Below are 20,793 nucleotides of genomic sequence, written 5' to 3' on the forward strand. Positions count from 1 at the left end.
ATCGAGGGTTTCAATCGCGGCAATAAGATCACCGTCCTGCAAAAGAAGAGAAAATTCACAGGGGATTCGTCGCATTCACCGCGCGCATCTCCCATCATTACGTTTTTAAATACAACGACAAGGCAACCGGCCGGCCTATGGCAGGTTGACGTCTGGAGGGTTGCCCAACCAAGCGGCCGGGATCATGCGATGATCGTCGATCTGCGCCTGCCCGGTATCGACGGCAATGAAACCATCGCGAGGGCGCATGGACTGCGGCCATCGATCCGTTTCTTCATTCACACCGGCTCGATGGACTACCATATCCCGGCTTTGCTTCGCGAGATCGGGATTGATCAGGCTGCCGTCTTCCTCAAGCCCCTGCCCGACCTCAGGCTCCTGACGAACGCCGTCCGCAGCGGCTGCAGTCGACAGCGGCCGCCCGAACAGGTCGGCGAATCCTGAGGCCCGGGTCTATTTCAGGGTTGCAGCAGAACAGCACAGTCCCTTGCGGGACAGGATTTCGACAATTTCCGCCGATGTCAGGCGGGAATCCCTGTTTTTCGCCACATACACCAGACAGTCCCTGCAGATATTGAAAGCGCAGGGGTCATGGGAACCGATGATTTCCCAGCACTCCACCGCCGGGTTGTCGTCCTTCGCAGGGCACCGGATATCCGGATCGCACTGCATTATCTGCCAGCATCGCCACTCTGCAATAAGCGTCATTGTCGCCCTTCACAGTTATCCCCCTTGCACGGGGGACCATTGAAAAACCTTGTTGCGGGACTGTCATCGGATCCTCAACCTTGTTTCTGTCCATCCAGAAAAGCCGCCATTGCCCGTAGCAGCTCTTCCCGCCCTTGCCCGGTCTTGGAGGAAAACAGCACCCTGCTCCCAGCCTGAATATCATGTCCACTGTCGAGCAACCGCGCGTTGTGGACGCGTTCGTTGCCGGACAGCTTGTCCATTTTCGTATACACTGGCAAATACGGTATCCCCTTGAGTTTCAACCAGGAAAGCAGTTGGGTGTCCTGGGTCTTGGGGGCATGCCGGATATCAATGATCACCACGACACATCGCAGCGTTGACCGGGTCTCAAGGTAGGACGTCACGAGGTCCTGCCATCCGTCCTGCATCGACTTGGACACGCGGGCAAAACCATAACCTGGGAGATCGACCAGGTAGAGGTCGTCGCCGGCCAGGAAATAGTTCAACCCCTGCGTCTTGCCGGGTCGGCCACTCACCTTGACGAGGGCCTTTCTTCCAATCAAGCAGTTGATAAGGCTTGATTTTCCTACATTCGAGCGCCCGGCGAAGGCGATCTCCGGCAGACCCGGGTCGGGAAGCTGCTTCAGAGAGTGAGCGCTTAGAATAAACTGTACCTCGGAAAAATTCATCGCCTTTTTCAGTCGGAGCAGAAGAGAGCGGTGGCCGAGGGCCCCGGCAACCGCAGAAAGTGAAGAAAATCAGACCGTAACCATGATCCCGGCCTGTTCAGATAACCTTGTTGAGCGAGTACTCGATGATCCCTTCCGCCCCGCTCTTCCTGAGCTTCGGGATCAGGTCGCGGACGACGTCCTCGGAAATGACGGTCTCGACCGAATACCACTCCTGATTGTACAGGCCGGCGATGGTCGGAGCGTTGAGGCTCGGCAGCAGGTTGACCACCGCATCGAGATTCGCCTTGGCGACATTCATCTTCATCCCGACGATGCGATCGGCCCGCAGGGCGCCCTGGAGCATCATGGCGATGTTTTCGATCTTTTCACGTTTCCAGTGATCATTCCACGATCCCCGATTGGCGATGAACTGGGTGTTCGAGGTCATCAGCTCATGGATGATGCGCAGCCCGTGGGCCCGGATCGTGCTCTCGGTCTCGGTGACCTCGACGATCGCATCGACCAGCCCGGAAACCACCTTGGCCTCGGTCGCCCCCCAGGAAAACTCGATCTCGACATTGATCTTCTGCTCTTCGAAAAAGCGGCGGGTCACATTCACCAACTCCGTCGAGATCTTCTTGCCCTCAAGATCCTTGATCGTCCTGATCTCGGAATTGCCGGCCACCGCGATGATCCAGCGGGTCGGCCGGCGGCTGACCTTGGAATAGATCAGGTCGCAGACGAGGACGGTGTCGGACATGTTCTCCATCGTCCAGTCCTTGCCGGTGATCCCGGCGTCAAGCATGCCGCTCTCAACGTAGCGCGACATCTCCTGCGGGCGGCAGATGGAACAGGCCAGTTCGGGATCGTCGATCTCCGGGAAATAATTGCGGGCGGCCGGCTTGATCAACCATCCCGCCTTCTCGAACAGGGTGATGGTGGCATTTTCGAGACTACCCTTCGGCAGTCCGAGTTTCAATTGTTTCATCGTGTGTTCTCCATCAAATTGCTCTGCACGGCATACCGGCAGCTGTTTTTTTATATTACGACTCTTTCCCGTAGACCTTTACCGGATCGAAGACCTTTTCCCCCTCGATCTGCAGAGCGTCACCGACCAGCCTGCGGTAAAAACAACTCTTATGGCCGGTGTGGCATGCCGCCCCCCCAAGCTGCTCGACCTGGAATATGACGGTATCGTCATCGCAATCGACCAGGATCCGGCGGATGAGCTGGACATGGCCGGAGGATTCCCCCTTGAGCCACAGGGATTGCCTGGATCGGCTCCAGTAATGGGCCTTCCCGGTCTCGAGCGTTTTCTCCCAGGACAGCCTGTTGATATAGGCCAGCATCAGGACCTGGCCCGTCGAATACTCCTGGACAATCGCCGGAATGAGACCATCCGCCGATTTTGCAAAGTTGAGCTGTACCATTTCCTCCAGCCTCATAATTGGCACACCATTCCCGAGAGAAGAAACCGGCAGGTCCGGACAAAGAGTATTCCCCCTGCAATCCGCTCCTCTGCATGTCTATCAATCAAAAAAATATGTATTCTATGCCCGCAACCCCGTTTTGTCAAGAAATGGCGCCTTCCGCCGTGGTTATCACCCCATAAACCTTGCCAATTCGCGCTCAATCGAGGTACAGTTCAACCCGTTGCAGATAGAATGAAACGCATATACCTGCCGGCGCCTGCGCCCAGGATACCCCCGTTCCCGACCTTCACCCAACAAGGAGTCAAGCACCGCATGATCCAGCAGAATGACACAGTTACCCTCTCCTTTACCGGCACTCTCGACAACGGCGAGGTCTTCATGGTTGTCAGCCCGGACGAGCCGCTCACGGTCAGGTTTGGCAACCTCGAGCTGCCGCCGAGCGTTGAACAGGCCCTCATCGGCATGAATAGCGGCGAGACCAGAAAGGTCAGGATTTCACCCGATGAAGGTTTCGGCCCCCGGCAGAAAGAACTGGTCCAGGTCATCACCAACAAGGAGATGATCGACAAGCTCAAGCCCAAACCGGGGATGGTCCTTTCCCTCAAAACGGAAAAGGACGGCCGGGAACTCATGGTGCCGGCAACCGTCCTCCGGGTAACCGACTCCGAGGTCGAAGTGGACTACAATCACCCCTTGGCCGGCCACCATCTCACCTACACCGTCACCGTCATCAACATCGAACGCTGATCCCGACCGCCACCGCCGCTCCCTTCCCGTGTTCAGCTGACCTGATCAGATCGTGTACCGGTACTGCGCCCCGAGGACCAGGCCGAGATCGAGCGCCCGTTGGTTCATGGCCAGGAAGTCCGGCGGGATGCGCTCCTTGAGGATCTCGAGCACCGACTCCGGGCGGACGATGCTGGTGATCCCGATCAGGGCCCCCAGCATGGTGATGTTGTAGACGATGGGTTTGCCGATCCGCTCCATGACCGTGTCGTACAGCGGTAGCTCGATATGCTTGGCGTCGGTCTTCTTGGCCGTCTTCACCGAGCGGGAATCGGTCAGCAGCAGGCCGCCGGGACGGATGATGGAGGCATACTGGCTGTAAGCCTCCTGGGTGAGGCAGACGAGGATATTGGGGCTGGTGACCCCGGGAAAGTTGATCTCTTCCTCGGAGATGATGATGTCGGTCCGGGTGGCCCCGCCGCGGGCGGCGGCACCGTAGCTCTGGGACTGGGTGGCGTTCAGCCCTTCAACGATGACGGCCGCCTCGGCCAGGATGATGGCGGCGGTAATCACGCCCTGGCCGCCGGAGCCGGAAAATACAAGTCGCACGCGTTTCATGATGCCTTCCTCTTCATTGCCCGGTCAATTATCTTGTTATACTCCTCGCAATATTCCGGTTTCTCGATGTCGACAAAGATGCCTCTGGGAATGAGATGAGGATTGTCGTCGAGGGCCTTGGAACCGATCCTGGCGGTACTGTCACGCTGGATCTCCAGCATGGCGGCGGCGTCCCCCTCCCTGTTCTTGCGGCCGTAATGGGTCGGACACTGGGAGAGGATTTCGACCACCGAAAAGCCCTTGTGGAGGATGGCCTGCTTGAGGTAGTTGGTGGCCTCCTGGCAGTGATAGGCGGTGGACCTGGCGACAAAGGTCGCGCCGGCGGCCTTCGCCAGTTCGACCACGTCGAACTCGTTGTCGATGGTCAGGTACGGGGCGGTGGTCGCCTTCTTGCCCGGTCCGGACAGGGGCGAGAACTGGCCGCCGGTCATCCCGTAGATCCGGTTGTTCATGACGATGGCGGTGATATCGATGTTCCGCCGCGCCGCATGGATGAAGTGGTTGCCGCCGATCGCCAGGGCATCGCCGTCGCCCATCGGGACGATGACGGTCAGTTCGGGTTTGGACAGCTTGACCCCGGTGGCGAAGGCCAGCGCCCGGCCGTGCAGGGTATGGAGCGAATGGAAATCGACATAACCGGAGATCCTCGCCGAACAGCCGATGCCGGAGGTCATGACGATATTCGATTTGTTCAGGCCCAGCTCTTCAACCGCCCGGAGCAGCGAGTTCAATACTGTCCCATGGCCGCAACCCGGACACCACATGTGGGGGAAGAATCTTTCCCGTAAATAATCCTTGATAGCCATTGTCATACCCCTTTTCCCTGGATGACCCGGAGAAGTCCCTTGATGTCGGATGGTGTGATAAGTTTGCCGTCGATGCGGTTGGCGAGGAACACCCGGTTCGGCTGGTCGACCGCCGCCTTGACCTGGGTCAGCACCTGGCCCATGTTCATCTCGACCACGATCACCGCCTTGGCGTTGGCGCATTTCGCCCGCACCATCTCCGCCGGGAACGGCCAGATCGACTGCAGTTCGAGGACCCCGAGCCGCTCGCCCTTCTGCCGCCGGTTCTTGGCCAGATGGATGGCCGAGCGGGCCGACGAACCGTAGGAGACGAGGATGTACTCGGCATCGTCGAGACAGTGCTCCTTGTAGCGGGTGATGACGTCGACATTGGTGTCGATCTTGTCCACCAGGTGACGGAGCAGGTCCTGCACCACGCTCGGGTTGTTGGAGGGGAAGCCCCACATGTCGTGGAACAGGCCGGTGACGTTGTAGCGGTGATGGCCGCCGAAGTCCGACATCGGCAGACGGCCGTCTTCCCGCGGCAGATAGGGGTGGTAATCGACATCCTTGGGCACCGAGGTGCGCAGCCGGTCGACGATCGGGACCACCCCCGGATCGGGCACGACCAGCCGCTCGCGCATGTGGCCGATGACCTCGTCGAACAGGAGGACGACCGGGGTGCGGTAGGTCTCCGCCAGGTTGAAGGCGTCGACGGTCATCCGGAAGACGTCCTGGTGGTTGGAGGCGGTCAGGGCGATGATGCCGTGATCGCCGTGCGTTCCCCAGCGCGCCTGGTTGATGTCGCCCTGGCTGACGTGGGTCGGGTTGCCGGTCGACGGCCCGCCGCGCTGGACGTTGACGATGACGCAGGGGATCTCCGCCATGCAGGCGTAGCCGATGGCCTCCTGCTTGAGGGAGAATCCCGGGCCGCTGGTCGCCGTCATGACCTTGTGGCCGGTCAGCGAGGCGCCGATGATCGCGCACATCGAGGCGATCTCGTCCTCCATCTGGATGAACTTGCCGCCCTTTTCCGGCAGCCTGGCCGCCAGCAGTTCGGCAATCTCGGTGGAGGGAGTAATCGGGTAGCCGGCGAAAAAATCGACCCCGGCATAGAGCGCCCCCTGGACACAGGCCTCGTTACCTTGGACAAACATCAGTTTTTCACTCATCGTTTTCATCCTCAACAACTATTTCGATTGCCAGATCGGGGCAGCGGAATTCACACAACCGGCAGCAAATGCAATCCTCGGGCCGGACTGCCACCGCCTTTTCCATGTTGTCCAGTTCCAACACGTTCTTGGGGCAGAACCGCACACAGATGCCGCAGCCCTTGCACCATTCACGATTAATCAGGTGTTCCTTGAGTTTTTTTCTCGCCATTATCCTGTCCTTGTTCCCCGAACGGGGGAAAATGTGAGGTTTTCCGTGCCGTAGAGGCACGGCATGTTCGCCATCTCGGCCATGCAGAACCGGAAAGAAACCTTTCCCCGCTGTCGCCGTGGTCCGTGACACCATTGACCGCCGCCCGGATCGGCCTTGGCCGGCAAGACCACCTCGCAGCCCCCACGCCATCGCCTTGCCGAACGGGCGGGCATCGTCTTCGGTGCCGACGATGAAGGCGGATTGCATCGGTATGGCCACCCTGGGCCGGATACGCCTTGCCGCGGTCACCGGTGACGGCAGAACCGTCGTGTCCCGACAGGACGAGAGTATCGCGAGCCGATCGCTCAGCATGGTGTCCATCCGGTGCTGGAATCGGCTCCTCCTCCTCTTACCAAACCTGCCTCATGGTCGGTTTGCGGCCGTCACCGGCGCCCTGATGACGCCCTTTTCCCGCAATTCCTCGATTTCGCCGGCGTTCATGCCTATGGAATGGAGAATCTCCACGGTGTCGTGACCGATGGCCAGGCGGCCGGGGTGACGGATGCGACCCGGTGTCCGCGAAAACCGCGGCGGGATATTGGCCATCCGAATCCGGCCGAGATCCTCATCCTCGAGTTCGATAATCGATTGGCGGGCCTTGTACTGCGGGTCATCCATGATCTGGCCGATATCGTAGATCGGGGCGATCGGCACCTCGAACTCCTCGAGGGTGGACAGCACCTCGCGCAGCGGACGGTTCCTGATCCAGTCGGCGACGATCGCATCGACCTCGTCACCGTTTTCCAGCCGCTTGGCCGGGGTGTTGTAGCGTGGGTCCTCGACCATGTCGGCGCGACCGATGGCCTTGAACAGGCGGAAGGCCATGTCGCTGGCGGAGGCCGAAATGGCGACCCAGCGGTTGTCGGCGGTCATATAGGCGTTACGCGGCACGCCGCGGGTCGAGCGGTTGCCGGCGCGGCCCTGGATCCTGCCCAGTTGGTCATACTCGATGGCCTGGGGACCGAGTACGGCGAAGATCGACTCGAAAATGCTCAGATCGATGACCTGCCCCGGCCGACCATGCGCGTCGCGGTGGTAGAGGGCCATCATCACCGAATAGGCCCCGACCAGCGAGGTGATGCCGTCGCCGAGGGCGAAACTGGGCAGGGTCGGCGGCCCGTCCTTCTGGCCGGTGATGTGGGCGAAGCCGCTGAATGCCTCGGACAGGGTGCCGAAACCGGGCCGGTCCTTGTAGGGACCGGTCTGCCCCCAGCCGGTGATGCGGACCATGATCAGCCCGGGGTTGTCCTTGGCGAGGGAGTCGTAATCGAGCCCCCACTCCTCCATCTTGCCCGGCCGATAACTCTCGATCAGGATATCGGTGTCGGCGGCGAGTTTGCGGATGATCTTCTGCCCTTCCGGCAGATTGAGGTTGAGCGACAGCAGTCGTTTGCCCCGGCCATGCGCCTTCCACGCCAGAGGCACGCCGTTCTTCTTATGTCCCCAGTTACGGATGTAATCGCCGCTCTTCGGGTGTTCGACCTTGATGACGTCGGCCCCGAAATCGGCCAGGATGGTGGAAATACCGGGGCCGGCGATGAGGTTGGAGAGGTCGAGGACCTTGACACCGCCGAGCATCTGCTCTGTCAGCTGTTCCATGTGCTTCATTCGATACAGTGCGATTGATTTGACCTCATTTCAATGGCCCGGCAGTGAAATCTTCCGTCTTCCCCCATTTGGCCGGGCCGGGAAGCCGCAGCCAGCGATGGAGAGGAACGATCCCCCTTGGCGATGCGGGAGATGATGGGCGGCCCTGGCCGGTCGAACCCGGCTCTTCCCGGCGGAACAACGCCGACCGCCTACGGCTCGGACAGCTCCTCCAGCGTGGCGCGGATGTCCTGGTTGCGGACGTCGCTGACGACCAGGGGCCGGCCGATCGCCCGCAGGAGGACGAGACGCAGCGAGCCGGCGAGCCGCTTCTTGTCCCGGCCCATGATCTTCTGGATAGCGGCAGGGGCAAAGCCCTGGGGGATACGCGTCGGCAGGCCGAGCCTGCCGCACAGCACCTCCACCCGCTGCTGCAGTTCGGCAGGGCAAAAGCCCAATCTCGCCGACAGGTTGAGCGACGCCACCAGGCCGATGGCGACCGCTTCGCCATGACGCATGGCGTGGCCGCTGACATGCTCGATGGCGTGGGCGAAGGTGTGGCCGAGGTTCAGGAGCGATCTTTTGCCGTACTCGAAGGGATCCTCCTGGACGATGGCGATCTTGACCTGGACGGACTGGGCGACGAGCAACCGGATCATCGACGATGAACGGAAAAATTCCGGGCCGAGCGCCCACTCCCCGCTTTCCAACCTTTCGAACAGGTCACTGTCGGCCAGCAACCCGTGCTTGATGATCTCCGCCATTCCCGATGCAAATTCCGGCGCCGGAAGGCTCTGGAGGGTGGCGACATCGGCGATGACCATGGCCGGCTGTTTGAAAATGCCGATGAGATTCTTGCCCTGCGGCACATCGATGCCGATTTTGCCGCCGATACTGGTGTCGGCCATCGCCAGCAGGCTCGTCGGACACTGGACGAAGTTCACTCCCCGCATGTACGTCCCGGCGACAAAACCGGCGACGTCGCCGACTATGCTCCCGCCCAGGGCGACGATCGTCCCGGAGCGGTCGAATTCCAGGTCGATCAGTCGGTCATAGATCGCTTGCACCGTGGCCATGGTTTTCTGCGACCGGCCTTCCGCTATCGTGATCACATGGTCGATGTCGCCGCAGCTCTGACCGTACAGCTGCCCCACCCTGGCATCGGTTATCACCACCATCATGCCGTCGGTCCCCGTCAACTGGCGGACGAACGGCAGGATGCCGTTGCCGACGATACATTCATACGGTTGCGCCGGGTTATCGACGGCGAAATGCTCCGGCGTCCTGGCCATCAAATCCAGCAGGTCCTCGACAACCTGGTCGGGTGACTTGTCGCTGGTCTTGATTTTCAGGAACCGCTGGTATCCTCTCTTTCTTACCTGCAGCAGTTCGACGATCTGCTCACTCGGGTCGGGGACCTCCAGCAACGGGCGGCGATGGCCCTCGTCTCTGGTTATTCTCGTCAGGATCTCCTGCGGGGTGGCTACCAGGCAGAACACCCTGCCGGTGCGGCTCAAGGCCTTGACATTCTCCGGATCGAGCATGAACCGGCCGCCGGTCGAGATGACCAGTCCTTGCCGTTGTCCCAGTTCCTTCGCCAGGTCCGCTTCCATCCGGCGAAAGGCCGACTCCCCCAGTTCGCTGAAAATCTCCGGGATAGTACGCCCCTGGCGCTGTTCGATCAGGGTGTCCGTGTCGATGAACTCGCGCTCCAGTCGGGTCGCCAGCACCTTCCCCACCGTCGTCTTGCCGGTACCCATGAACCCGGTCAAGATGATATTTTTCCTGTTTTTGTGCATAGTATCCATCCGCAACCGGAGTTTGGAAATTCAGGTCGGCCGAGCCCGGAAAACTGGAGATGTACCATTATTCCCGTAACTTAGTTCGAATATAGCATACTTCCCGCCGGGGCTCCAGCGATTCGTCCGGTATCGCCCCGGTCCGGCAGCGGGGATGGTCCTGCTCCGGCCGCCGCCCTTGGCCCTAGCGGTCGCCGAACAGGATCGCCATCCCGGTCCGCAGTTGGGCGATCGGGATCTGGCCCGGCGCCGAGGCTGCTCTGCCGATCGCGAAGGTGATGTCCGAACCGAACAGGCCGCCCGCCAGCCGGCTGATGGCCCCCTGTTCCCCCATGGACATCGTCACCAGCGGGCTGTCGATCGCGCTGTTCCTCGCCTTATTGGTCGCGCCCAACAGGATCAGGACATCGCCGTAATCCTTCGGCATCACCGCCAGTTTCGGGATATCGGCGCCGGCCTGCCAGGCGGCCAGCAGCTTGTTGCAGATGAAGGTTTCGTCCGGCGTTTCCTTGAAGTTGTGATAGGAGATGATCAGGGCGACGCGGTGCGCCTGCGTGTGTTTTCTGACCGCATCGATGAACTCGGGGCCGTTGCACAGCTCGATGTCGACGAGATCGATGGTGCCGGATGTTATCGCCGCCACGATCACCTCCAGCCGTTTTCCCTGCGCTAGGGTCCGCATTCCGCCCTCCTGGTCGATCCGGCAGGTGAAAATGAGCGGTATCTCCCCAATGGTGCGGCGCAGTTCGCCCAGGGCCGACAGGCAGGCGGCGACATCCTCGACCGCGCCGAATCCGTCGGCCCGCCATTCTATCAGATCGGGCTTCAGGGCCGCGAGTCCTGCGGCCTGGTCGATCAGTTCAGCTCCGGATTCAGCCACCAGGGGGAGACAGATCAGCGGCAGAGGTCCTCCGACCACGACGCCTCGTATCCTTATCTGCTTCCTGCTCTGTTGTCTCATAATCTTTTCCCCATTGTTTTGACTCTTTGTTCGACTGGTGCCGCTGCCACCGACGTCAACCGGCGCCCCCTGTCTCGGCGCTGCACGCCCGCTGAAACGCCAGGACCCGTTTCATCCGCCCGGGAAGCGCCCGGCCCAAGGTCGTTTCGAGGAATTCGACGGCCGGCATCAGCGCCGGCAGACTGATTCCTGTGGCAATACCCATCGAATCGAACATGTTGACCGCATCCTCGGTCGGAACATTGCCGGCGGCCCCCTTGACGAAGGGACAACCACCGAGGCCCCCGGCGCAGACGTCGAAGGTCCGCACCCCCGCCTCGTACCCGGCCAGCATGTTGGCCAACCCCAGCCCCCGCGTGTCGTGGAGGTGCAACGAGATCCGCACCCCGGGCAGGGCGGCGGCGACCAGGGCGATCAGGGACCGGATCGACGCCGGGGTCGCCATCCCCGAGGTGTCGGCGAGATTGATCTCGTTGGCACCGGCGCCAACCATCTGTTCCGCCGCCGCCAGCACAGCGCTCTCCTTGATCCCGCCTTCGTAAACACAGCCGAAGGCGCTCTGCAGACCTGCCCGCACTTCGAGACCCGCGTCCCGGGCCCTGCCGATCAGGCCGACCAGCTCCACCAATGCCTCCGACGCCGGTCGTTTGGCGTTTTTCCGGCTATGGCTGTCACTGATCGAGACGGACATCGACACATGCTCGACCCCACAGGCCAATGCCCGCTCGAGACCTCTGTCATTCAGGATCAGGACCGAGACCACCGTTCCCGGCTGTTTGCCGAGGGTCCGGATCAAGGCGTCGGTATCCGCCATCTGCGGCACGATCCGGGGATGGACGAAGGAGCCGACCTGGATCCGTTTCAGGCCGGCATCGCGAAGATAATCGAACAGTTCGATCTTCTCGCCAATGGTGAAAATTCTGGACTCGATCTGCAGTCCATCCCGCAGCGCCTCGTCCTCGAGCAGCAGATCCGCCACCGCATATGATTGCATAACCTGTCCTCCCTCGCTTGAATTTCCAGTCCCGCCGGCACCAAGCATCGCCGGAGCGGAAAAAACCGTGGCCGCCCCCTAAGGTGTCGACCTCAGACTGAAACGGAAAGTTGTGACATTCAGAGCGGAAGTCCAAAGGTGAAGACCGGAATGCCTTTGGACAACGGTGACGACAGAACGGACGGCGCAACAGAGAAAGGACCGGGAAAATCGGACCGTCAGTGGAGCAGCGGCGATCCGACTCCCTCCTGTACCAACATTCAATCTTTCTTGGTTGCCTCGCTCCGGCCGATCGCATCGGTGAAGACGGCGTCATCGGTCAAGGCCTTGTCCATATCGGCGTCGGTGAGGTCGGCACCGGTCAGATCCGCCCTGTACAGATCGGCGGCCTTCATGCCGGCCTTGTTGAGTTTGGCCCGGCGCAGTTTGGCCCCCTTGAGATTGGCACCGGCGAGATCGGCCCCGGCGAGGTTGCAGTCGGACAGGTCGGCCCCCTCCAGATCCGCCTTGCCGAGGCGCATATCGGAAAGATCGAGCCCCGACAGATCGCAGCCGAAACACCGTTTTGTATTCAGCAGGGTGGCAAGCCGATCCAGTTTTTCCTTGTCCGCCGGTACGGCCGGGGTATCCTCGGCCGCTGCCGGTTGTGCGGCCGTCTCTTCCTGCACGACCGCGGTGTCGGCGGCGGCAACTCCCGTCAGTTCAACCTGAGCTACAGGTTCGACCACCTTTCCCTGCTGTTCTTCGACGATCGCCTCCTCCTGGCGCGGTGCCTCAGTCGAGGCGGGGACCTCTGGTTCCGGCGGCGACGCATCGATCTCAATCGCTCCCATCGATGCGGCGGTCTTCACCGGCGGAGCTTCTCCGCCTGCAGCTTCGGCGGCCGGGAGCGGAACGGCCTGATCGTCGCCCCCGGCCGTTTCCTCGACGACCGGCCTGGCTGCACCGGAGGCCTCCGGCTCCTTGGCGATTGCCTCTTCCCTGACCGGGGCCATCGGTGCGGTCCCGGTCGCTGCCGCTGCGCTGTCGGCAAAGTCCTGGTGGCTCGGCTCCACCGCTTCCCGGGTCACCGGGGCCGGAACAGGCTCGGTTTTCGGAGCTGGGACAGGCTCCGCTTTCGTTTTTACGGCTGCCGGCGGATCGGCAGGAGTTGCCGGTTGACCGGTTTCGACCGCATCCTTCGCAGGGCCGGCGGAAGCCTTGCCGCCCTGTCCCAGGGCCGCGGCGATCGCCGGATCGAAGGCCGCTCCCTCATAGTATGCGCCGTTCAGGGCCGAGACCTCGATGTCCGCCCCCCTGAGATCGGCACCGGCGAGATCGGCCCCGCCGAACCTCGCCCCCCGCAGCCTGGCCTTCTGCAGATTGGCCCCGGCAAGATTGGCCAGGAGAAACCTGGCGTTGGTCAGGTCAGCTCCCTGGAGGTCGGCACCGGCAAGCTCGGCCCTGTTCAGGTTCACCCCGGCGAGATTGCAGGACGGGCAGATTCTGGTCTTGAGCAACTGTTCCCGGTTCCCTTCCACCGTCCCCGCATACGACAATACCGAAGCGCCGAATACGAGCGAGCCCGCCAGGAGGGCACATACAAGATTGTTGTTTTTCATCACTACTCCCTGCGCTGAGTTGTCTCCGAACGACAAAGGAAATATCTCCGATTTTCACGGACTGCCGGCGATGCCGGGAATCGTGAGCAAAGATAATACCGCATCCCCCGCCATTTTTCCATCAATCCGACCGAGATCTTCCGGACCGCTGCCGACCCTTCCATATCCACGGGGCGACAGGCGAATCGTCCCGCCACAGGCCGGTCCGCCTCACCCTCGCGACCTGCTCAAGCTCGTGCCACGTCTCGCAGACCCCTTCATCGCAATAGCGGTCATGGACCCAGGCCGTCCCCTGCCTTACCAGTTCTTCGTTCAGCAGCATCCCGTCAACCCAGACCATGGCGACGACCCGATCGTATTTGTCGAGGTATTTCCGCCGCAGGATGATCTTTTTCCCCTCGACGACCCGCCGACAATGGGATTTGGCCTCACCCGCATACGGCTGACCATGTTCGGGCGCATCGACCCCCCACAGCCTGATCTGAAACGATCTGTTGGGCTGACGAACCTTGAGCGAATCGCCGTCGACGACCCGGGCGACCACCGCATATTCCTCCCCGTAGGCAAAACTTCCGGCCTGGGGCAGAAAGACCACGCAAACGAGCGCGATGACCTGCATCGCCGCCTGTATCCACGAAATCACCATCGACCTCGACCTCGTCCGGACCTTATTTTTTCACCCCTTCAGCCTTCAGCGCCGCCAGGGCGGCAAGGTCGATGCCCTTCATCGCTTCCTTGAGCACCTCGATATCGACGGCCGGGCCGCTGATCTTGACGATGAACCGCTCGCCGGCGACCGTCCCGTACTCGCCGCTGTTGCTCTGGCTGTCCCATTGTTCATGGAAGAAATCCTTGCCCTTGCGATAGGTCCTCTCAAAGCCGGTATCCGTCGATTTCTCCTGCTCGACGCCGAACCAGCCGGCAAAGGCCATCACACCCTTGACGAGGCCCATGTCGGTAATCTCGACATCGAGGGTATCGCCGCTGCCGTTCTCGTAGGAAGCCGTCGCCGTCGAAATCTGGAAACCCATGGCGGCATGGCGTTCGGCCGATATCGACGACCGGGAATAGCCGGACAGCGTTTCCGGCAGGAAGCCCCGGATGCGCTCGGGGGCCAGGGTTTCGACCTGGCCGTCGTTGCCGAGGGCGGTCGCCATCATTTTGCCCATCGCCTCGCTCTGCTGCTGCGCATCGCCTGATTGCCGGGCCTTCTCCATTTCCTTGCCGGCGGACTCCATCTTTCTGGTCCACTCCTCCACCTTGCCGCCGGGGCTGTCCTTGTCGAAGCTGCCCTGGCTGGGCCCGTTCATCTGTCCGTCCGGCATCATCCCCATCCCGCCGAACAGACCGCCGACCACGGCCGAGATGACGAAGCTGACGATCATCGCCGCGATGATCGTAACCGCGGTGTAGCCCATCGCCTTCTGCGGCGGGCATTTCATCAGCACCGGCAGGCCGAGGTAGAGGAGATAGATGCTGTAGATCGACCCGGCCAGGGCGATGAACATGCCGATCCAGGGCAGGACCTGGGCGGCGCCGGCCACCCAGGCGGCGGTATACGAGTAGGCGACGACCTTCAGGGCCTGCATGTCGTCCTTCTCGCCACCGAAGGTCGGGGCCAGAAAATTGACCACCAGGCCGACCAGGTAGATGGCGGCCAGGCTCAGGACATAGCTGAACAGCATATTGCCCAGACCGGCGCCGATGCCCATCCGGTAGGTGCCCATCATCGGCACCCCGACCCCGAAAACGCTCAGCTTCAGGAAGCCGGCGATGGGGCTGATCGCCGCCAGCAGGAGGATATAGCCGACGTAGAGTTCTTTGACCGTCGCCGGCTCGCCGGCGATCACCGGCCATGTCGTCTTCGGATTTTTAAGAATGACCTGCACCCGCGTCATGATTCTGTTGAAATCCATGGTTCTCTCCTTCTCCTTACAAATGTCCCATCTCCGCCTTCATGGCCCAGCCCTGCCTTCATCAACTGCACCCACCGGAGAGGAGAATTATCTAAGCAAACAGAATTGTAATAATTCTCCGCACGCCCGCAATTCTGCCTTTCTTTATCAGGCATTGCCGAAAACTGCAAGGATGTTGCGGCGTCTTCCAGGTATTCGTACCGCCGAAAACGGCAGGATGGATCCGGAACAGCAGTGACCATCACCGCCGATCCTTCGGCGCACGGCTTGCCGCCGGCCGAAGCGTCAGGTTTACCGGGACGTTGAGTCGCCTCGACGCCCCCGCCGCTGGCGAAGATTACTCCGCCCGGCAGCGGTTAGCCATTGCCAAGCGACGAGAACCGGCTATTATCGTGCGATTCGTCCGGCCGACCGGGGAACGCGGTCGGGCCGGTTTCATCCATCGCTTTGTGAATACGAGGAGATCAATGTCCGTATTCGAACATGTAACGGTAGCACGAGAGGCCAATATCTACTTCGACGGCAAGGTCACGAGCCGGACCATCACCTTTGCCGACGGCACGACGAAGACCCTTGGCATCATCCAACCGGGCGAGTATACCTTCACCACCGCAGCGGCCGAACTGATGGAGATTATCAGCGGCGCCCTCGAGATGCGGATCGGCGACGACGGCGATTGGCGCGCGGTGCAGGGCGGCGAGGCCTTCGAGGTCCCTGCCGGCACCTCGTTCACGATGAAGGCGGCGACCCTCGCCGACTATTGCTGCTCATTTCTGCGCTAGCGGCTCGGCGCCGGGCCGGGTTCGGCCCAACCGGGTGCAGCCGGGTTCATTCGGGATTCGGAAGAAGGGCTCGGCGGTCGAAGCGGCGACCGATCCCTTTCAGCCGAGGAGAGGATCAGATCGGCGGCGCGATCGTCACCACCAGCCGCATGTCGCTCGCGGCCCGGACGCCGTGCGGCTCCCTGATCTCGGAGATCAGGATGTCACCGGTCTTGGCGGCGATCTCGGCCCCATCGGCTCCGAGAAAGACCCCGTCCCCCTCGATGACCTGGATCGAGAGTTGGCCGTCGAGATCGTGCGAATGGACAGGAAAGGTCGCGCCGGCGGCGAGATTGAAATTGATGATCTTGAAAAAGGGTGAATCCTCGACGAGGAAGAACCGCTTCATCCCGCCCTCGGTAAACTCACGTGTCTTGTCCAGTTCGATGACCTTCATGCCGTTTCTCCTCTGTTCGGGGACAATCTGCAGGCGCCGGCGACCGCTGCCCGGATCGCTCCAACCGCCACTCATGTTTCCACTATAGGCATTATCGGCGGCAGATTCCTTGACCTCGGTCAAAAGTCAGGGAAATTTTGTCATCGATCCGTCGCCGTGGCCATCGATGCGGCACCGGCGCAGACAACAAATTCTCGCAAAAATGATCGAATTGCCGTAATACAAAAACGGTTCACGAGGATGGCCGACTCGGTTATCCCCGACGAGAGGCGTCTCTGTCAGCCGTGACGAATTGGCCTTCTTCCCCGCGGCAGAGACGCCGGTCCTTCCAGCCATCCACCCCGGTACCCATTCCATGGCAAAAGACGACAGCAACGATACAGTTCCTTCAGGCCCTTCGGTGTCGGAAGAAAATCTGCTCAAGCTCAGCAAGGAGGTCGCGGTCAAGTTCATCGAGGTCGGCCGGATCACCCCGGCTTCCTTCCCGGAGGACTTCAAGCGCATCCACGCCGCCATCAAGGCCAGCATCGACAAGGAAAAACCATGATCGACCCAGAGCTCAACCGCGCGCCGGAACACATCGGCCACATCCATCTGATGGGCATCTGCGGCACGGCGATGGCGGCGCTGGCCGGCATGCTGCTGCAGTCGGGCTATCGCATCAGCGGCAGCGACCGCCAGGTGTACCCGCCGATGTCCGATTTCCTGGCCCGGCTGGGGATCGAGGCCTGCAGCGGCTACCGGCCGGAGAACCTCGTCCCCCGGCCCGATCTGGTCATCGTCGGCAACGTCATCACCCGGGTCAACCCGGAGGCGGTGGCCCTCGCCGAGGCGCGGATCCCCTACCTGTCGCTGCCCCAGGCCCTGGCCCACTTCTTCATCGGCAGCCGGACCTCGCTGGTGGTGGCCGGCACCCACGGCAAGACCACGACCGCGTCGCTGCTGGCCTCGTCGCTGTTTCGGGCCGGGCTCGACCCGACCTTCATGATCGGCGGCATCGTCCGCGAGTTCGAGGGCAATTTCCGCCTCGGCCACGGCCCGTACTTCGTCGCCGAGGGTGACGAGTACGACACCGCCTTCTTCGACAAGGGATCGAAATTCCTCCATTATCAACCAAAGATCGCGATTCTCACCTCGATCGAGTTCGACCATGCCGACATCTTCACCGATCTCGAGGCGATCAAGGCGACCTTCCGCCGCTTCGTCCGCCTGATCCCGGCCGACGGCCTGCTCGTCGCCTGTCTCGACGACCCCAATGTCGCCGCCATCGCCGCCGAGGCCCGCTGTCCGGTCGAGGGCTACGGTCTTCACCGCAGTCTCCCCTGGTCACTGGCCGACGTCCGCGTCGAGGAAGGACTGACCCGCTTTGCCGTCTGGCGCCATGACCGTAAATGGGCCGACCTGACCGTGCGCCTGCCCGGCCGTCACAACTGCCTCAACGGGCTGGCGGTCGCCGCCGTCCTGCACCATCTCGGCCTCGATGCCGGTCGGATCGAGGCCGGACTGTCGACTTTCGGCGGGGTCAAGCGCCGCCAGGAGGTGCGGGGGGTCGAGGCCGGGGTCACCGTCATCGACGATTTCGCCCATCACCCGACAGCGGTGCGCGAGACCCTGGCGGCGTTGAAGGCGGCCTATGCCGGCCGGAGGCTGGTGGCGGTGTTCGAACCGCGGACCAACTCGTCGCGCCGGGCGATCTTCCAGCAGGACTATGTCAGGGCCTTCGACGCCGCCGATGCGGTCCTGCTGCGGGAACCGCTGCCGCTCCCCAACGTCGCGCCCGAAGATTTGTTTTCCTCGGCCCAGCTCGCCGAAGACCTGCGCCGCAACGGCCGGGATGAGGCCAGGGCCTTTGCCGACACCGACACCCTGCTCGCTCACCTGGGGGCCGTGCTTACCGCCGGCGATGTAGTGGCGATCCTGTCAAACGGCGGTTTCGACAATATCCATGTCAGGCTGCTGGATATCCTGCGGGAGAGAAGCCGCCGGGTATGATCGGGGCAGTAGATGTGATGAACAAAGGGAAAAAAGACGGGCTGAGGTCGGTTTAGCCTAGCCGATCAGAGGTGTAATAAGGCGCCGCAGGTTGGCGACGAGAGCCTTGTAATCAGCACTGCGGTCCCCGCCTTTGCCCATTTTTTCGATAGCATAGGCCAGTTCGGCATAATCGGTGAGGCCGAGATTGAGAAGGGCGCCCTTGATCGTGTGACCCGCCTTGCCGATGACCAGCGGATCATCGGCTGCGAGACTCCGTTCCAGATTTTCCATGTGAACGGACAGCGTGGCGATGAAATTCGGCATCATTTCCGCCACCTGGTCGGGCGTAAGCTGAAACTGCTCGCAGAGAAAGAGTCTGATCCGGTCGCTGAGCTGGCGCGCGGACATCGGTTGCCCCTCTGTTTTCTCAGAAGCTGTAGCCATGGGCCGGTTCACCAATCAACTGCATATAACGGAGATGCGACAACAGCTTTTCGCTATCGATCGGCTTGGTCAGATAGGCGTCGCATTGTCCATCGAGGAATGCCTTGATGATATTACAGGAATCATCCAGAGCGGTGGTGATGATGACCCTGGTCGCATCGCGGCCGCCGATACCCCTGCTCGCTTCCATGCGGCGGATTTTTTTCAATACTTCCTGGCCATCGATATCCGGTATCATGATGTCAAGACAGACCAGATCATAGTGGCTGTCCACTGAGTATGCCCGGTCAAGTACATCGACAGCCTCGCAACCGGTGGTTGCAGTATGACAGACTCCGTAAGGTTTGAGAATCTCGACGAGCAAGGTTCTGCTGATGAATTCGTCTTCGACGATGAGCATTTTCACGGGGGGCTCCCTGGCGCGACGGCCTTGATGTTGACGGCTTTCCACTGCATCGGCAGTGTGGTATATCGATCATCAAGAGACCAATATACCGAAAATTTTCAAAAAAAATGAATTTCCCCCCGGAAAAACAACGTGACTGGAAAGATTATATCACAAGTTATCATCAGGAACAAGCTCTTCAAAGCGAAAGACAAAGTTGTTGTCGGCGTCTCCGGCGGACCGGACTCGACGGCCCTTCTCGTCCTCCTGACCGAATCCGGCCTCGACCTCGACTGCATCGCCGCCTATATCGATCATGGCCTGCGTCCCGGCGAAACCGAGGCCGAACAGCAAATGGTCGCCGGGCTGGCACTGAAGACCGGGGCCCGATTCTGCTGCCGTGCCGTCCCGGCCCGCGATTACGCGACAGCCCATGGCCTCTCCCTCGAGGAGGCGGCCCGCATCCTCCGTTACCAGGCCCTCGAGGCCATCCGTCTCGAATATGATGCGGCCCTCATCGCCGTCGCCCACACGGCCGACGACCAGGTCGAGGAATTCCTGCTGCGGGTGGTGCGCGGCTGCGGCAAAAAAGGACTGACCGGCATGCGCTCTCGCCATGGGCGGATCATCCGTCCGCTGCTCGAGCTGCGGAAGCAGACCCTGCTTGATTTTCTTGGTGCACGGGGAATCCCTTTCTGCGTCGATTCGTCGAACCTCGATCGGCGATTTCTCCGCAACCGGGTGCGCCTCGACCTCTTGCCGACGCTGGAACAACAGCTCAATCCATCGGTCAGGCGAACGATCCTGCAGACCATGGAGATCCTGCAGGGGGAAGAGGACCTTCTCACCCGATTGACCGAGGAGGCGCTGCCGTTGATTGAAAACAAGGGCCTCGACCATCTCGCGATCCCGATTGCCCCCCTGCGCGCCATCCACCCGGCGATCAGGCGGCGGATCATCGAACGCTGCTGCTGGACGCTCGACGCCCGACCGACCTTCCGCCAGATCGACCATATCCTGTCGTTGATCGACGGGGAAGGACCCGGTCGCGAGGTCCACCTGGGCGGGGGACTGCGAATGAGGACAACCACAGACAGCCTCGATTTCCGCTATCCCATGGGCAGAAAGGCCTTTCGCGGCAGCGGCATGGCCGCCGTCAAAATCGATACGCTGATTCCGGGCCCCGGGGTCTATCCCATCGCCGAAATCGGAGCCGTACTGGAACTGAGCCTGGAGGAGATCCCATCCGGCCGGGACGACCGGCTCTATGCCGATGCCGACCGGATCTCGTTCCCCCTGCGCCTGCACTCGGTCGTCGCCGGGCAGCGCTTCCGCCCCTCGGGCCGAGGCGGCAGCAGAAAGGTCAACCGCTTTCTCAATGATCGCGGTATATCATCGGAAATGCGCCATTATTATCCAGTGCTGATGATGCAGGAACAGGTCGTCGCCCTGCCGGGAGTGGCCGTCGATGAATCGTTTCGACTGGACCCGGACAGCCGCATCGTTCTGGCGATCGCCTGGCGGCATCCGCAGGCGGGAGACGATCCGGGCGACCGCTAGGACCCG

At 61.5% G+C, this 20,793-nt stretch carries 24 protein-coding genes; 6 read left to right on the forward strand and 18 right to left on the reverse strand.

The genetic code is table 11. From position 1 onward, the window contains the following. Positions 1-189 precede the first annotated feature (189 nt). Complete coding sequence (locus tag ACWGKN_RS07185) at positions 190-444, forward strand: response regulator (protein WP_052160032.1); 255 nt, start codon at positions 190-192, stop codon at positions 442-444. Between the two features lie 9 nt (positions 445-453). On the opposite strand, the gene ACWGKN_RS07190 is transcribed toward ACWGKN_RS07185, so the two are convergent. From ACWGKN_RS07190 to hisI, 4 genes are all read right to left on the reverse strand, one after another. Next, positions 454-708 (reverse strand): hypothetical protein, encoded by a 255-nt coding sequence (locus ACWGKN_RS07190; protein ID WP_452094951.1) that lies wholly within the window; start codon positions 706-708, stop codon positions 454-456. Between the two features lie 74 nt (positions 709-782). After that, positions 783-1,379 (reverse strand): ribosome biogenesis GTP-binding protein YihA/YsxC, encoded by a 597-nt coding sequence (yihA, locus tag ACWGKN_RS07195; RefSeq protein WP_035230334.1) that lies wholly within the window; start codon positions 1,377-1,379, stop codon positions 783-785. 97 nt (positions 1,380-1,476) lie between these two features. Further along, positions 1,477-2,349: an ATP phosphoribosyltransferase gene (gene hisG, locus ACWGKN_RS07200; RefSeq protein ID WP_035230336.1), complete on the reverse strand. Its 873-nt coding sequence runs from the start codon at positions 2,347-2,349 to the stop codon at positions 1,477-1,479. Between the two features lie 55 nt (positions 2,350-2,404). Beyond that, positions 2,405-2,791 (reverse strand): phosphoribosyl-AMP cyclohydrolase, encoded by a 387-nt coding sequence (hisI, locus tag ACWGKN_RS07205; protein WP_035230400.1) that lies wholly within the window; start codon positions 2,789-2,791, stop codon positions 2,405-2,407. Positions 2,792-3,106: 315 nt separating this feature from the next. Here hisI and ACWGKN_RS07210 point away from each other — a divergent pair, with 315 nt between their 5' ends. Next, positions 3,107-3,541 carry an FKBP-type peptidyl-prolyl cis-trans isomerase gene (locus ACWGKN_RS07210; RefSeq protein ID WP_035230338.1) on the forward strand — a complete coding sequence of 145 codons (435 nt, stop codon included), beginning with the start codon at positions 3,107-3,109 and terminating at the stop codon, positions 3,539-3,541. Positions 3,542-3,586: 45 nt separating this feature from the next. Here ACWGKN_RS07210 and ACWGKN_RS07215 read toward each other — a convergent pair whose 3' ends face one another. The 11 genes from ACWGKN_RS07215 to ACWGKN_RS07265 all read right to left on the reverse strand — a co-directional run bounded on the left by ACWGKN_RS07215 (position 3,587) and on the right by ACWGKN_RS07265 (position 15,206). Beyond that, positions 3,587-4,138 (reverse strand): 2-oxoacid:acceptor oxidoreductase family protein, encoded by a 552-nt coding sequence (locus ACWGKN_RS07215; RefSeq protein ID WP_035230342.1) that lies wholly within the window; start codon positions 4,136-4,138, stop codon positions 3,587-3,589. Next, positions 4,135-4,944: a 2-oxoacid:ferredoxin oxidoreductase subunit beta gene (locus tag ACWGKN_RS07220; protein ID WP_035230344.1), complete on the reverse strand. Its 810-nt coding sequence runs from the start codon at positions 4,942-4,944 to the stop codon at positions 4,135-4,137. The genes ACWGKN_RS07215 and ACWGKN_RS07220 overlap by 4 nt, the downstream gene beginning before the upstream one ends. 2 nt (positions 4,945-4,946) lie before the next feature. Continuing rightward, positions 4,947-6,095: a 2-oxoacid:acceptor oxidoreductase subunit alpha gene (locus ACWGKN_RS07225; RefSeq protein WP_035230345.1), complete on the reverse strand. Its 1,149-nt coding sequence runs from the start codon at positions 6,093-6,095 to the stop codon at positions 4,947-4,949. Next, positions 6,088-6,306, reverse strand: a complete 219-nt coding sequence (locus tag ACWGKN_RS07230) for a 4Fe-4S dicluster domain-containing protein (protein WP_035230402.1) — start codon at positions 6,304-6,306, stop codon at positions 6,088-6,090. The genes ACWGKN_RS07225 and ACWGKN_RS07230 overlap by 8 nt, the downstream gene beginning before the upstream one ends. A 405-nt stretch (positions 6,307-6,711) precedes the next feature. Further along, the gene (locus ACWGKN_RS07235; RefSeq protein WP_452094952.1) at positions 6,712-7,947 is read right to left on the reverse strand and encodes a CaiB/BaiF CoA transferase family protein; all 1,236 of its coding nucleotides are present in this window, start codon (positions 7,945-7,947) and stop codon (positions 6,712-6,714) included. 200 nt (positions 7,948-8,147) lie between these two features. Continuing rightward, complete coding sequence (aroB, locus tag ACWGKN_RS07240; RefSeq protein ID WP_452094953.1) at positions 8,148-9,734, reverse strand: 3-dehydroquinate synthase; 1,587 nt, start codon at positions 9,732-9,734, stop codon at positions 8,148-8,150. A gap of 184 nt (positions 9,735-9,918) precedes the next feature. Continuing rightward, positions 9,919-10,695: a type I 3-dehydroquinate dehydratase gene (gene aroD / locus ACWGKN_RS07245; protein ID WP_035230351.1), complete on the reverse strand. Its 777-nt coding sequence runs from the start codon at positions 10,693-10,695 to the stop codon at positions 9,919-9,921. A 55-nt stretch (positions 10,696-10,750) separates the two neighbouring features. After that, on the reverse strand, positions 10,751-11,689 hold the full coding sequence (locus ACWGKN_RS07250; RefSeq protein ID WP_452094954.1) for a hydroxymethylglutaryl-CoA lyase: 939 nt from the start codon (positions 11,687-11,689) through the stop codon (positions 10,751-10,753). Positions 11,690-11,949: 260 nt separating this feature from the next. Further along, positions 11,950-13,290 (reverse strand): pentapeptide repeat-containing protein, encoded by a 1,341-nt coding sequence (locus ACWGKN_RS07255; RefSeq protein WP_052160033.1) that lies wholly within the window; start codon positions 13,288-13,290, stop codon positions 11,950-11,952. A gap of 121 nt (positions 13,291-13,411) precedes the next feature. Then, positions 13,412-13,936, reverse strand: coding sequence for a thermonuclease family protein (locus tag ACWGKN_RS07260; protein ID WP_052160034.1), 525 nt, complete (start codon positions 13,934-13,936; stop codon positions 13,412-13,414). A gap of 22 nt (positions 13,937-13,958) precedes the next feature. Beyond that, positions 13,959-15,206, reverse strand: coding sequence for a Yip1 family protein (locus tag ACWGKN_RS07265; protein WP_452094955.1), 1,248 nt, complete (start codon positions 15,204-15,206; stop codon positions 13,959-13,961). A 467-nt stretch (positions 15,207-15,673) separates the two neighbouring features. On the opposite strand from ACWGKN_RS07265, the gene ppnP reads away from it, so the two are divergent. Beyond that, positions 15,674-15,988, forward strand: coding sequence for a pyrimidine/purine nucleoside phosphorylase (gene ppnP / locus ACWGKN_RS07270; protein WP_452094956.1), 315 nt, complete (start codon positions 15,674-15,676; stop codon positions 15,986-15,988). 115 nt (positions 15,989-16,103) lie between these two features. On the opposite strand, the gene ACWGKN_RS07275 is transcribed toward ppnP, so the two are convergent. Next, on the reverse strand, positions 16,104-16,424 hold the full coding sequence (locus ACWGKN_RS07275; protein ID WP_035230408.1) for a cupin domain-containing protein: 321 nt from the start codon (positions 16,422-16,424) through the stop codon (positions 16,104-16,106). A gap of 355 nt (positions 16,425-16,779) precedes the next feature. Here ACWGKN_RS07275 and ACWGKN_RS07280 point away from each other — a divergent pair, with 355 nt between their 5' ends. Both ACWGKN_RS07280 and mpl read left to right on the forward strand, forming a co-directional pair. Beyond that, a complete protein-coding gene (locus tag ACWGKN_RS07280) occupies positions 16,780-16,971 on the forward strand; it encodes a hypothetical protein (protein WP_052160035.1) in 192 nt (63 codons plus the stop codon). Next, the gene (gene mpl / locus ACWGKN_RS07285; RefSeq protein ID WP_452094957.1) at positions 16,968-18,416 is read left to right on the forward strand and encodes a UDP-N-acetylmuramate:L-alanyl-gamma-D-glutamyl-meso-diaminopimelate ligase; all 1,449 of its coding nucleotides are present in this window, start codon (positions 16,968-16,970) and stop codon (positions 18,414-18,416) included. Before ACWGKN_RS07280 ends, mpl begins: the two co-directional genes overlap by 4 nt. Positions 18,417-18,473: 57 nt before the next feature. Here the strand turns inward: mpl and ACWGKN_RS07290 are convergent, their stop codons facing one another. After that, positions 18,474-18,806, reverse strand: coding sequence for an Hpt domain-containing protein (locus ACWGKN_RS07290; protein WP_035230362.1), 333 nt, complete (start codon positions 18,804-18,806; stop codon positions 18,474-18,476). A gap of 19 nt (positions 18,807-18,825) precedes the next feature. Further along, a complete protein-coding gene (locus tag ACWGKN_RS07295) occupies positions 18,826-19,242 on the reverse strand; it encodes a response regulator (protein WP_424253747.1) in 417 nt (138 codons plus the stop codon). Positions 19,243-19,380: 138 nt separating this feature from the next. On the opposite strand from ACWGKN_RS07295, the gene tilS reads away from it, so the two are divergent. Then, on the forward strand, positions 19,381-20,787 hold the full coding sequence (gene tilS / locus ACWGKN_RS07300; RefSeq protein WP_452094958.1) for a tRNA lysidine(34) synthetase TilS: 1,407 nt from the start codon (positions 19,381-19,383) through the stop codon (positions 20,785-20,787). Positions 20,788-20,793 lie beyond the last annotated feature (6 nt).

Source organism: Desulfoprunum sp. (genome assembly GCF_053613775.1).